Origin of the sequence: Cyclobacterium roseum, assembly GCF_010119225.1 — a bacterium.
GTDB classification, from domain to species: domain Bacteria; phylum Bacteroidota; class Bacteroidia; order Cytophagales; family Cyclobacteriaceae; genus Cyclobacterium; species Cyclobacterium roseum.
Window position 1 is genome coordinate 126,180 of sequence record NZ_WNKF01000005.1, and the last position, 12,119, is coordinate 138,298.

11 protein-coding genes are annotated in these 12,119 nt (G+C 43.9%); 4 read left to right on the forward strand and 7 right to left on the reverse strand.

The window, feature by feature from the left end; all coding sequences use genetic code 11:
* Positions 1-83: 83 nt before the first annotated feature.
* The 4 genes from GJQ68_RS09215 to GJQ68_RS09230 all read right to left on the reverse strand — a co-directional run bounded on the left by GJQ68_RS09215 (position 84) and on the right by GJQ68_RS09230 (position 6,096).
* On the reverse strand, positions 84-2,618 hold the full coding sequence (locus GJQ68_RS09215; RefSeq protein WP_235941252.1) for an SLBB domain-containing protein: 2,535 nt from the start codon (positions 2,616-2,618) through the stop codon (positions 84-86).
* A 345-nt stretch (positions 2,619-2,963) separates the two neighbouring features.
* On the reverse strand, positions 2,964-4,103 hold the full coding sequence (gene gmd / locus GJQ68_RS09220; RefSeq protein ID WP_162417016.1) for a GDP-mannose 4,6-dehydratase: 1,140 nt from the start codon (positions 4,101-4,103) through the stop codon (positions 2,964-2,966).
* Positions 4,104-4,139: 36 nt separating this feature from the next.
* A complete protein-coding gene (locus tag GJQ68_RS09225; protein WP_162417017.1) occupies positions 4,140-5,093 on the reverse strand; it encodes a GDP-L-fucose synthase family protein in 954 nt (317 codons plus the stop codon).
* A gap of 7 nt (positions 5,094-5,100) precedes the next feature.
* Positions 5,101-6,096 carry a mannose-1-phosphate guanylyltransferase gene (locus GJQ68_RS09230; RefSeq protein WP_162417018.1) on the reverse strand — a complete coding sequence of 332 codons (996 nt, stop codon included), beginning with the start codon at positions 6,094-6,096 and terminating at the stop codon, positions 5,101-5,103.
* A gap of 382 nt (positions 6,097-6,478) precedes the next feature.
* Here GJQ68_RS09230 and GJQ68_RS09235 point away from each other — a divergent pair, with 382 nt between their 5' ends.
* Positions 6,479-6,985 carry a UpxY family transcription antiterminator gene (locus GJQ68_RS09235; protein ID WP_162342182.1) on the forward strand — a complete coding sequence of 169 codons (507 nt, stop codon included), beginning with the start codon at positions 6,479-6,481 and terminating at the stop codon, positions 6,983-6,985.
* Positions 6,986-7,109: 124 nt separating this feature from the next.
* Complete coding sequence (locus tag GJQ68_RS09240) at positions 7,110-8,897, forward strand: glycoside hydrolase family 15 protein (protein ID WP_162417019.1); 1,788 nt, start codon at positions 7,110-7,112, stop codon at positions 8,895-8,897.
* On the opposite strand, the gene GJQ68_RS23610 is transcribed toward GJQ68_RS09240, so the two are convergent.
* Complete coding sequence (locus GJQ68_RS23610; RefSeq protein WP_317174424.1) at positions 8,887-9,126, reverse strand: hypothetical protein; 240 nt, start codon at positions 9,124-9,126, stop codon at positions 8,887-8,889. The two genes, GJQ68_RS09240 and GJQ68_RS23610, sit on opposite strands and share 11 nt — an antisense overlap.
* 375 nt (positions 9,127-9,501) lie before the next feature.
* On the opposite strand from GJQ68_RS23610, the gene GJQ68_RS09250 reads away from it, so the two are divergent.
* Entirely contained in the window at positions 9,502-9,846 is a 345-nt protein-coding gene (locus GJQ68_RS09250; protein WP_162417020.1) for a single-stranded DNA-binding protein, read from the forward strand.
* A gap of 198 nt (positions 9,847-10,044) precedes the next feature.
* Here the strand turns inward: GJQ68_RS09250 and GJQ68_RS09255 are convergent, their stop codons facing one another.
* On the reverse strand, positions 10,045-11,031 hold the full coding sequence (locus tag GJQ68_RS09255) for an aldo/keto reductase (RefSeq protein ID WP_162417021.1): 987 nt from the start codon (positions 11,029-11,031) through the stop codon (positions 10,045-10,047).
* A gap of 74 nt (positions 11,032-11,105) precedes the next feature.
* Between GJQ68_RS09255 and GJQ68_RS09260 the strand changes: the two genes are divergently transcribed.
* Positions 11,106-11,495, forward strand: coding sequence for a Dabb family protein (locus tag GJQ68_RS09260; protein WP_162417022.1), 390 nt, complete (start codon positions 11,106-11,108; stop codon positions 11,493-11,495).
* Between the two features lie 43 nt (positions 11,496-11,538).
* Here the strand turns inward: GJQ68_RS09260 and hslV are convergent, their stop codons facing one another.
* Entirely contained in the window at positions 11,539-12,081 is a 543-nt protein-coding gene (gene hslV / locus GJQ68_RS09265; RefSeq protein WP_162417023.1) for an ATP-dependent protease subunit HslV, read from the reverse strand.
* Between the last annotated feature and the right edge of the window lie 38 nt (positions 12,082-12,119).

Genomic DNA, 12,119 nt, shown 5'->3' on the forward strand with positions numbered 1-12,119 from the left:
ACTTTTTGTCTATCCGGTTTATTATTGCTCTTGACTATTTAAAGGAAACAAACCAAAATGAAACGTCGATAAACGTTACTTTTTCACCTGGAAACCCTATCCACCAAGATAGCCAGGGTAGCCAGACTGGAGGCCAGGCCAATCCAACTCTGCACGGACATTGGCTGCTGATCCGGCTTTCTTGGAACAATGATTTCAGCCCCCGGCTCGATCTTAGGATACACATTGAAGAAGAGAAATTTCTTCGTTCTTTCCACATCCCCATTCGCATAAACCACGTAGGATCCGGCTTTCCTGGATTTTTCAGTAAAACCACCGGCATTTGAAATGTAGTTTTTGAATCCAGCACTTGCCCGGTACCTGGTAGTAGTCGGATAGAGTAGTTCGCCCCGCATCCGAACCGTCTGAAGTTCTTTGGGTATCGAAAGGACATCCCCCTCCTGAAGAATGAGGTCATTCGAGCCACCTGGATTTTGAAGTATAGCCATCAGATCGATTCCTACCATTTCCAAGGTCTTGATTTCAATTTCCACCGAATCTCGTTCAACAATCGATTCGATCGTCTGTTTCCTGAAATCATCAGAAATCAAGTTACCGTCATTTTCGGCTTGATCATCCCCTTTTTCACTGATTTCCCGTTCAATTCTTTCTAAGAATATCCTATCAAATTCCGTGTGATCCAAACTATCTCTTAGAATATTATTTTTTACTGAAACCAGGTTTCTAGTTTCGATTTCTTTTTCACTTGGGACCTCAAAAAACTCATTCCTTCTGATTAACGTGGCACCTTTGATATAGGCAAACTGGTTAAGACCTCCAGCTCTTGCCAGCAGATCGGAAATTCTCTCATTGGCATTGGCGATGGCGTATTCTCCGGGATAGGTAACTTCCCCTTCTACCCTCACCAGTTCTTCTCTCTGAAAACCGGGGCTTCGCCGAACAATTACATGATCAAAAGGCTGCAACTCCAGATCCGAATTTTCACCATTGATTTTTAGATTTTTATCAATGTCAATGCGAATGATCTCTGCCAGCTTTCCAGAAGCGTCATCTTTCACCCTTCTTGCAATTTCTATCTGGGAGGAGGTTGCCGATTCCTTAAAACCACCTGACCGAAGCACCAGATCTTCAACGGTCATATTCTCGCCAAATGTAAAGGCCCCCGGCCTATTTACTTCACCGGATATCTTTACAAAATACTCCTCTCTGATATCGTAAATACTGGCTATATTGAGTACATCTTCACTTTGCAATGCCACATCTTCGGCTTCCCCATTCACGATGGCTTCAATATCCAATGGCAGAATTTCAAGGGAAAAATCCCGTTGGTTTCGATACAAGGTTGCCCGATTTAGAAACGCATCTCCCCTAAGGCCATCCGCCTTTTCAATAAGTTGGGTCACCGTCATGCCAGGCTCCAATGAAAAGGTACCCGGTCGCATCAGGGCACCGGAAATCTGTACCCTGTTTGTAAATCGGTCAAGGATTTCACCCACTCTGTAAACATCTCCGTCCTGAGGTACAAAGACTTCAAAATTAGCCGCATCCACATCTTCTATCTTCCGTTCCGTAGCGGTGTTGCGGGTAATCGTAATCCGCTCTTTATAGGCATCCCCTCTGAATCCTCCTGCAAATGCGATCAGATCGGCCAAATTTTCACCAGGCTCCATTTCAAAAAGCCCTTCTCTCCGAACCGGACCCATTATTTCTACTCTGTTTCGGACCGGGGGTACAATTACGACATCGCTGTCCTTGAGCGTTATGCTACTGGTGTTTTTTCCACTGACCAAAAAATCGTACACATCAATTTCTGTCAAAAGCTTGTTGTCTCTATATACCTGAATATGTCTAAATGAACCGTCCTCATTGGGCCCGCCTGCTACAAAAAGGGCATTGAAAGGGGAAGCAAACGAGGGCAACTGGTAATTGCCCGGCTGATTAAGTTCTCCAACGAGCGCCACCGACACGGTTCTTATATTACCTAATCGCAACTCCATAAAGGTGTTGGGATCCGCCCCTGCCAAGCCGGAGTAAATTTGAGTCAACGCTGATTTTATTCTCGCGGTGGCGGCGGCAATCGTCGACCCGCCTACCTGTATAGGTCCGATGTTAGGAATCAAAATATACCCTTCCGGATTCACGCTTAGATCATACGACTGTTGCGAGGCTCCATACACATCGATCAACAATTGGTCTCCTCCACCGACGGTATAACTGGGAGGGGTGGGGATATTGAGGCTAGGATTAAAATTGAGTTCTTTGTTGTAAAACAGGGTATACCCGAATATCTTTTTTTGTTTGGGCGTTAATTTATAGAAAGGATCCTTTTCTCTGAAATCGTTGAAGAGGCTGTCACTTACGATTCCCTGCACTTGTCTGCCTCGGTTGGCGCCCTCCGAAGAGCTGTCGCCAGAGGATATTCCTCCGCTTCTTAAGGTGGCAATACGCTGTTGCAATTTTGAAATTTCGCTCATCGGCAAGCCTCGTTCCCGGGCCACCGCAATGAGCTGTTGTTCATTCATTCCCGAGGCCTCAGCTCTTTTGATCAACTGCTCTATTTGTGCATCTGAAAGGTCATCGGCCCGCACATTTTGAATATCCTGAAGGGATTGAGCCATCAAAAACCCATGGATGGAGACGAAAAATAAAACGAATAGAAGTTTTATGAGGCAAAAACGATTGATTTGCATCCTTGACTTTTTTCTTTGGTACACAGGACAATAATTAAAGACAAAGCTTCGCTTCCTCAGTCACATAATTGCGACAGAGTGAACCGCAAAATTCCTAATTTATTCTTTGATAAATATTCGCACAAAGGTAGTGATTCCATTTGGAATAACGCAAACTGACCTTTAAATATGAACACCTAGTAAACGGTGGCTTGGTCCCATTATTTTGAACATAAAAAAAGGCGGAATTAAAATTCCTCCTTTTTTTCACTTTCATTTAATCCTTTTTAGCCGTTACTCCGCCTGATTCAGTACCTTATGGCCACCCTTCATTAAATGGATATCCCGCTTGAATAAGTTCACATCTGACAAGACCATATCCTCTACAAGCATCTTTAGGTCATACTTTGGCTTCCAGTCTAGTTTGGTCATCGCTTTCGTCGGATCCCCAATTAACAAATCCACTTCGGTGGGCCTGAAATAAGCCGGATCAATTTTAACCAGCACGTCGCCTTTTTTTACTTTGAAATGGGAGGTACCAAGTATATCAAAGGCTTTTTCCTTATCGATTTCTACCAAAATCCCCTTCTCATTTATTCCTTCTCCTTCAAAGGCCAGCTTAAAACCTACTTCATCAAAAGCCATTTTAATAAAATCCCTCACTTTGGTGGTCACACCCGTAGCGATGACGTAATCTTCTGCCTCATCCTGCTGCAAAATACGCCACATGGCATCTACATAATCTTTGGCATGCCCCCAATCCCTTTTGGCATCCAGGTTCCCCATGTACAGATCATGCTGCAAGCCCAAGGCAATCTTTGCTACCGCCCGCGTAATTTTTCGGGTTACGAAGGTCTCCCCTCTCAGCGGTGATTCGTGATTGAATAAGATTCCATTACAGGCATACATGCCGTAAGCTTCCCGGTAGTTAACCGTGATCCAGTAGCCGTACAACTTGGCTACGGCATAGGGAGATCGCGGATAGAAAGGCGTGGTCTCCGATTGGGGTACTGCCTGAACCAATCCGTAGAGCTCAGAGGTGGAAGCCTGATAAATCTTGGTTGATTTCTCCATCCCCAACAAGCGCACGGCCTCCAATATTCGTAAGGTTCCTACGCCATCCGCATTGGCCGTATATTCCGGAGTATCAAAACTTACCTTTACATGACTCATAGCGGCCAGATTGTAAATTTCATCCGGTTTGGTTTCCTGAATGATACGGGTCAGATTCATGGAGTCGGTGAGATCCCCATAGTGTAAAAACAATCGCTTATTGTCGTCATGCGGATCCTGATACAAATGGTCAATCCTATCCGTGTTGAAAAGTGAGGCCCTTCGTTTGATGCCGTGTACAATGTACCCCTTGGACAATAAAAGCTCGGCGAGATAAGCGCCGTCCTGGCCGGTAATTCCTGTAATTAACGCCGTTTTCATAGAGTGTATATTATAATTGCTATTAAAAATAATTGACTAGTTTAATTTGACCTGTTTAATGCGGTCGACATTTTCAAGAAACCAGGTATACGTTTCCTGAATCCCCTGCTCCAGGCCAATGGTAGCCTGCCAGCCGGCTTCTTTCATTTTACTGACATCCATTAACTTCCTGGGCGTTCCGTCCGGCTTACTACTATCCCAGATGATTTCGCCCTGATGACCGGTGATTTTCTGAATCAATTCGGCTAGCGATTTGATCGTCAGGTCTTTTCCGGTACCCACATTGTACAGATTATCCGTAAAGGTATTTTCCAATGCAAAACACACCGCATCTGCCATGTCATTTACATGTAAAAACTCGCGAAGCGGAGCACCGGTTCCCCATAACGTCACCGGAATATTTCCATTGATCTTAGCCTCGTGGAACTTTCGAATCATTGCCGGCAGGACATGAGAGGTTTCCAGATCAAAATTATCGTAAGGTCCGTACAAGTTGGTAGGCATCAGGCTTACGAAATCTTTTCCATACTGCTTCCTAATAGCCTCGCAAGCTTTGACTCCTGCAATTTTTGCCAGGGCATACCATTGATTGGTAGGCTCCAGCGAGCCGCTTAGTAAGACATCCTCCCGAAGCGGTTGGGGGGCTAGTTTGGGATAAATGCAAGAACTACCCAGAAAAATAAACTTTTCTACGCCATTTTGTAGGGAAGAATCAATCAGGTTATTTTGAATAATGAGATTGTCCATTAAGAATGGATAGGGATAATTGTTATTTGCCATGATGCCCCCTACCCTGGCTGCGGCATCAATGACAATGGCCGGACGTTCATGCTTGAAAAATCGCTGGACCTCCAACTGATTTTTTAAGTCAAGTTCCTTGCTACTAAGGCCTACTAATTGTTGGTAGCCCTTCTTCTCCAGGGCTCTCCAGATGGCTGAGCCTACCATGCCTTTATGTCCTGCGATGTATATTTTGGCTTGTTTATGCATTGGGTACTTAGTTTAATAGTCCGGGATTTTCTTTTTCCAATTTCTCGTACACCTTTTTAACGTCCTGCGCATTGGCCCGGTTCAATACCAAAATGGCATCTGCTGTTTCCACCAATACCAGATCCTGTACCCCTACGAATTCCACGTGTTTCTCTCCCGTTCCCAAAACCAGGTTCTTCCCCTTTCTTTCCTTACTATCTTCCGGAAAATAATCAAACAATGCCTCAAATGATCCCATATCAGACCAGGTAAAAGTGGAGGGAACCACCCTGATTTTATCAGACCTTTCCATGACCGCATAATCCACACTAATAGAAGGAATTTCCATGCTTTGTTCTTTAGGTAGAAAACCCTCCTTTGCCTGACCCAGTGCTTGCTTGGATTTTTCATAAACCTCGGGTTCATGCATTTGGAGCTGCTTGAGATAGGTTTCCGCCGTGAAACAAAACATTCCACTGTTCCACAAAAAATTACCTTTTTCCAAAAACTCCCTGGCAGTGGCTAAATCGGGTTTTTCTCTAAAACTTAACACCTCATTTTCCTGGTGTTCGATGTACCCGAAACCCGTTTCCGGACGGCTTGGCACCAAACCAAAAGTCACCAGAAACCCTTTTTGAGCCAAATTCACCGCCTGGGTCAGTGCGGCTTCGTATCTTTTTTGATCCCCTATCAAATGGTCCGAGGGGGTAACCAGCATCACGGAGTCCGCAGGTAAGGAAAATGCAGCAAATGCAATGGCCGCAGCTGTATTTCGGGGGCTTGCTTCTACCAATTCCTGGAAAGGGATGTTTTTCTCATTTAAAATTTGCCGGGACAGGTGGTAATTATCCACCCCTCCCACTACCATGACCTGGTCACAGATGGTTGCGTTCCGTAGCACCGTTTTTTCAAAAAGAGACTGCTCCTCAAAAATGGGCAAATATTGTTTTGGTTTGCTTTTTCTGGAAAGAGGCCAAAGCCGGCTACCTACTCCTCCAGATAATACCACATTGACGATTTTCATGCGTTAAGTTTTTGCTTTAGCTCCACAAACCCAAGTCCAACGCTCAGGTTAGAATTTACAAAATATAATTCAATTAATAAACACAAAGACATTGACTGGACAGACTTTTATTGCGGTCATAAAAATAAAACTTAAATAATTGCTGTTAAGTTTGTTGTAAAGATGCAGCTTTTACTATCCGATTTACAAGCCAAAAGTAAATAAAAAAAAATAAAACGTTAAAAAATTATCTAAAATACACTTTAATAATTTTAAAAATCATTTCATTTGATTTAAAATTCCTGTCAAAAGAAAAAAGGGACGAAACAATGAAAAATTAGTAAGCCAATAATTAAATGATACCCAAAAAATTCGGTAATTTCGACTTTTAACCCTCGAATATATGACTGAAAAGTTGCACTGGTACGTCATGTACACGGCTCCCAGAGCGGAGAAAAAGGTAGCACAGCGATTAAAAGAAAAGGAAATTGAAGTTTACTTGCCTATCATTGATGAGGTCCGGCAATGGAGCGATCGAAAAAAAAAGGTGCAAAAGCCACTATTTAACGGGTACCTCTTTGTACATACCAGCAAAGAAAGGCTTTGGGAATCCTTACAGGTGAGTGGTGCGGTAAAATTCATTAATTTTTCCGGGGAACATGCGGTGGTTCAGCAACATGAAATTGATGCCATCCAACGCGTAATAGAAACCGGTGTGGCCGTGGAAGTGGACACCGGAAACATCGAACAGGGAGAAATGGTCCATATCCTGGGAGGTCCCCTGCAGGGATTAAAGGGCGAATGTATCCAAAAATCCAACCAGGATTATTTCATCATTCGCATTCCAAGTATCAACCAAAGCATGCTCGTGAAGGTGCCTCGCAAATTTTTGGAGGTGATCCGCGAATAATAATACCAAATCCTTAACAATCACCCTTGTTTTTTAATAACTTCGCCAAATTATAGGCCTGTTTCTTTTTATTATATTAAATAAAGTGCAATGGGCATCTTATAGACACTTAACCTGCTTTCTGATGGAAAAACATACGTATGGCACTGGCCTGATAGGTAATTGCAGCTATATCGCCCACATTGAAAAAAACACCAACATAAGTTGGCTATGTTTACCCCGGTTTGATAGCGATTTTCTTTTTGGTAGTATGTTGGATAAAGAAAAAGGGGGAGAATTTACCGTATTGCCACAAAATGGTGGCTTTACCTCTCGCCAGGAATACCTGGAAAACACCAACATTCTGGAGACTTATGTAGAAACTTCTTCCGGAGAGGCCTACAAAATCACCGATTTTGCGCCGCGATTTTTTAATTTTGACCGGTATTTCAAACCTCTAATGCTGGTTAGAAAAATTGAGCCCCTGCACGGAGAACCCAAAATAAAAATCAATTGCCAGCCGGTAGGAAACTACGGGCGACAAAAACTGACCGCCACCCCTGGCAGTAACCACATTCAATTTAGTGGCAGGGACCAACCCGTGAGGCTGACCACCAATTGTTCCATTACCTATATCACGGAAGAACAAGAATTCAGACTTCAACGAACGGTATATCTGGTTCTCACCTATGGTTCCCCGCTGGAGGCTCCCATTGAAAGCACCATCGAAAAGTTCCTGAATGCCACTTGCCAGTATTGGAGAAATTGGGTGAAATCCACCAGTATCCCTAACTTTTATCAGCGGCTGGTCGTCCGGTCTGCTTTGGTGCTAAAAATCCACCAATATGAGGATACCGGAGGGATCATTGCCTCGTCTACTTCCAGCTTGCCCGAATCACCCGGGTCTACCCGAAATTGGGATTACCGATACTGCTGGATGCGGGACGCCTATTATACGCTTAATGTATTCAATCATTTAGGCCATTTTGAGGAATTAGAACGCTATTTTGAATACATTCAAAACTTGCCGACCGATGATAAAGGCAGGTACCAGCCCCTTTATTCCATCTCCGGATCGTCCAGGTTACCGGAAATTGTGGCAGACCTGGAAGGGTATATGGGAAACAAACCGGTTCGTTTCGGAAACCAGGCCTACACGCACATCCAAAATGACCTTTACGGGCAGGTGCTGGTTAGCCTTCTTCCCCTCTATGCTGACAAGCGCTTTATAGAATCTGAGAAAAGCCATTCCAAGCCTTTTATCAATAACCTGTTGCAAAAAATTGAAGAAACCATGGACGAGAAAGATGCCGGACTATGGGAATTCAGAAACTTAAAACAGGAGCATTGTTACACCTTCCTGTTTCATTGGGCAGGGGCCAGTGCAGCCATCAAAATCGCCGACCGGCTTTCAGACGACGATATGCGGGCGAAGGCGATCGAACTGAAAAACAAGGCGATTAGAAAAATTGAAGCCTGTTACATCCCGGAGCGGAAAGCCTATGCACAGGCTATCGGTACCAAAAACATGGATGCCAGCACCTTGCAGCTAATCACCATGGGGTATTTCGGACAGGATATCGAAAGTGCCAATAATCACCTGAAAGCTTTGGAAGAAGATCTATTGGCAAAGGATTACCTGTTTTACCGGTACAAGCATCAGGATGATTTTGGGGAGCCAGAGACCACATTTTTAATTTGTGCCTTTTGGTACATCGAGGCGCTGGCTTGTGTAAACCGACTGGATGAAGCCATGGAAGGATTTGAAACGTTGAGTAAATATTGCAACCACCTGAAATTGTTTTCCGAAGACGTGGACCAACACACCGGTAGTCAATGGGGAAATTTTCCGCAGACCTACAGTCACGTGGGCATGCTGAATGCGGCTTACCGGATCGATAAAAAACTTGACAAACCAAATTTCATTGTTTGACGGCTTGCTTATCAAGGGCCGGATTCCGTGTACTAATCTCTTTGTTTCGGACCACCAGGATCCAATCCTGTTCCAGTTTTAAGTACCCGTAATCGTAACAATATCCGTAAACATTCCCTTTTTTATTGGTATAGGTATGGGTGCGGTATTTGAAAAGAAAGCCCTTTTCCAATAATTTTTCCCGGGATATCTTGGCCGTGTCCTCCGTATCTGGTAGGATACCAGCCAAGATATTCCGGTTCTTTTTTAACGCATTATTAATATTACGGATCAAGTTATTACTTCCTGACTTGATTTGATTATTGTAATGGTTTCTACAATAATCATCACAAAACTTCTTATCGACCCGCCCAGCCAATGGCTTTTCGCAACTTAGACATTTTTTTGGATGTATTGGCATAAAAAAGCTTTTTAAAGATAGAATTATGCATAATATATGTATAAAAAGTGATTTAACAAATATTAGTAGTCGTTTTTAAACGTTTACAAACGCTTACAAACGGTTTTAAACGAAAAACACCCGAATAAATTTGGGGCCTGTCTGCAACTTTGTCCTGTTCCAAATCGGAAAATTGTATTAATTCTCACTAAAACTTTACATGTCATGAACGCTATTAAAAACAAAGTACAACTGATCGGAAGACTGGGCGCAAAAGCAGATTTTAAAACCGTAAACGGCAACACCCCCATGGTCCGGCTAAATCTGGCTACCAACGAATCCTACAAAAACAACAAAGGGGAAAAAATTGAAGAAACCTATTGGCACAGTCTGGTCGCTTTTGGAAAAACCGCAGATATCATCCACAAGTATACCGATAAAGGATCTGAGATTTGCATACAGGGAAAACTGGTCAGCAGGTCTTACGAAGACAAAGACGGAAACAAAAAATACATTACGGAAGTGCAAGTCAATGATGTCTTGCTGATGGGCGAAAAAGTAAAAGCCTAAAACCAGTAGCTTTTTCAACTTACTTTTTGGTATTCCATTTTTTATGGAACCCGGTGGAGTCTGGGCGGCTCCACCGGTTTCATACCTTTTACATCGTCTTGATTCTTGCCATTAAGACTCGATCAACTTAAAAAATGATTCTAATAAAATCAGCGCGGTGCCATTTTTTTTTTTACAAGTTAGCCCCGAAAAAGAACCTTACCATTGAGGGTGAATTTCCGCCCTGAAATACCTATCGTAAAGGGCTTTTATGGCCTCCATTTCTTCTTTTTCAAATCCGGGCAATCCGGCTGCTGCCACGTTTGATCGAACCTGCTCCAATTTGGAGGCACCAGGAATCACCGTGGACACCGCATCAAACATCAATACCCAGCGGATGGCCATGGAAGCCAGTGGTGCTTTTTCTCCAAACATTGCCTTCAACTCTTTCACCGCCTGAATCCCTTTTTCCAGGGGAATTCCTGAAAAGGTCTCCCCCTTATCGAAAGCCTCTCCATTTCGATTGAAATGCCGGTGGTCCTCCGGATGAAAGGAAGTTTCCTCGGTGATTTTCCCCGATAACAAACCGCTGGCAAGGGGAACCCTCACGATGACCCCGCACTCATTAATTTTGGCTTGCTCGAAAAAGTGATCCGAAGGCTTTTGCCGGAACATATTAAAAATAATCTGGACCGTAGTTACATTGGAATAGCGCATCGCTTGCAGGGCCTCGTCCACCTTTTCTACACTTACCCCCATATTTCTTATTTTACCCTCTTTTCTAAGGTCTTCAAAAAGGCCAAAAATTTCATCTCTCTGATACACAGGTCCCGGGGGACAATGGAGTTGAATCAGATCGATGGTTTCCAATCCCAAATTCTTCAAACTTGCTTCTACATAGCCTCTTAGGCTTTCCGGGGTATAGCCCTCACTGACGTGAGGCTGTATCTGCCGACCGCATTTGGTGGCCACATACACTTCCTCGCTTCGCTCCCTAAGCACTTTTCCGACGGCAGCTTCACTTGCCCCTGCATCGTATACATCGGCCGTATCGATAAAGTTAACCCCTTGATCAATGGCCTCATGGATGATCCGGTTTGCTGCTTTGGAATCGAAGGTGCCTCCCCAGCCGCCTCCAACCTGCCAGGTTCCTAAAGAGACTTCTGAGATCATTAAATTGGTTTTCCCTAATTTTCTGTATTTCATAATTTGCCGGTAACGTTAAAACTCTATCAATTAATCCTTATATTTCTGAATCATTATTAATCCAAACGAAAAGAATGCTCACGAGAAGAAAATTTATGGCAGCGCTTTCAGCGATCGGTCTGGGAGCAGGAATTCCGTTTCAATCCAAATCAAACCCCCAATCCACTATGATCGTACATCAAGTATTTTTCTGGTTGCACCATCCCGAGAAAGACATGCAAGCCGTTTGGGAAGGCTGCAAGAAAATTGCCAGCACCAAAAGTGTGAAAGATTACAAACTCGGAAAACCTGCAGGTACCGCCCGCCGAGAGGTGGTAGATCACAGTTTTCACATTTCACTAACCGTCTATTTCGAAAGTGTGGAGGCACATGACCTATACCAGACGGATCCTGTTCACCTGGCCTTTGTCGATGATCACAAAGACAAATGGTCGCAGGTGAAAGTCTATGATTTTGAGGTCTAATCGGTTTCTGCTTTCAGGTATTGGTACCTGAGAGCGGCCCTTTTTAATTTTCTACCTTTTCTATAATCAGATTATGGTTGGTATAAATGCATATATCGGCCGCAATATTCAAGCTTTCCCTGACGATTTCTTCTGCGGTTAATTGGGGGGCGTATTTCTTCATCGCTCTGGCTGCCGCCTGTGCGTACATGCTTCCCGATCCAATGGTGGCGATGCCCAGGTCGGGTTCGATCACATCTCCGGTTCCTGATAGGATAAGAATATCCGTAGCGTCCGCTACAATCATCATGGCCTCCAGTTTACTTAACATCCGGTCGGTTCGCCAGTCTTTCGCCAGCTCCACAGCTGCCCGCTTCATATTATTGCTATAAGCTCCCAGCTTTTCTTCGAATTTTTCCAGCAAGGTGAAGGCATCTGCCGTAGAACCCGCAAATCCGGTAACTATTTTCCCTCCTTGTAATTTCCGAATTTTATTAACACTGCTTTTGGCAATGGTATTCCCTAAAGTAGCTTGTCCGTCGGCTCCGATGGCTACCTGACCTTCGTGCCGGATGGCTACTACGGTAGTGGATTTTAGTCGTTCCATTTTTAGATAATCTAACGTGTATGCATTTCGTTTTAAAA

What these genes read in the sequence shown, in the direction of transcription:
- GJQ68_RS09215 (WP_235941252.1), bottom strand. Translation starts at nt 2,618, where the DNA reads ATGGCTCAATCCCTTCAGGATATTCAAAATGTGCGGGCCGATGACCTT.
- gmd (WP_162417016.1), bottom strand. Translation starts at nt 4,103, where the DNA reads ATGAAAACGGCGTTAATTACAGGAATTACCGGCCAGGACGGCGCTTAT.
- GJQ68_RS09225 (WP_162417017.1), bottom strand. Translation starts at nt 5,093, where the DNA reads ATGCATAAACAAGCCAAAATATACATCGCAGGACATAAAGGCATGGTA.
- GJQ68_RS09230 (WP_162417018.1), bottom strand. Translation starts at nt 6,096, where the DNA reads ATGAAAATCGTCAATGTGGTATTATCTGGAGGAGTAGGTAGCCGGCTT.
- GJQ68_RS09235 (WP_162342182.1), top strand. Translation starts at nt 6,479, where the DNA reads ATGACTGAAAAGTTGCACTGGTACGTCATGTACACGGCTCCCAGAGCG.
- GJQ68_RS09240 (WP_162417019.1), top strand. Translation starts at nt 7,110, where the DNA reads ATGGAAAAACATACGTATGGCACTGGCCTGATAGGTAATTGCAGCTAT.
- GJQ68_RS09250 (WP_162417020.1), top strand. Translation starts at nt 9,502, where the DNA reads ATGAACGCTATTAAAAACAAAGTACAACTGATCGGAAGACTGGGCGCA.
- GJQ68_RS09255 (WP_162417021.1), bottom strand. Translation starts at nt 11,031, where the DNA reads ATGAAATACAGAAAATTAGGGAAAACCAATTTAATGATCTCAGAAGTC.
- GJQ68_RS09260 (WP_162417022.1), top strand. Translation starts at nt 11,106, where the DNA reads ATGCTCACGAGAAGAAAATTTATGGCAGCGCTTTCAGCGATCGGTCTG.
- hslV (WP_162417023.1), bottom strand. Translation starts at nt 12,081, where the DNA reads ATGGAACGACTAAAATCCACTACCGTAGTAGCCATCCGGCACGAAGGT.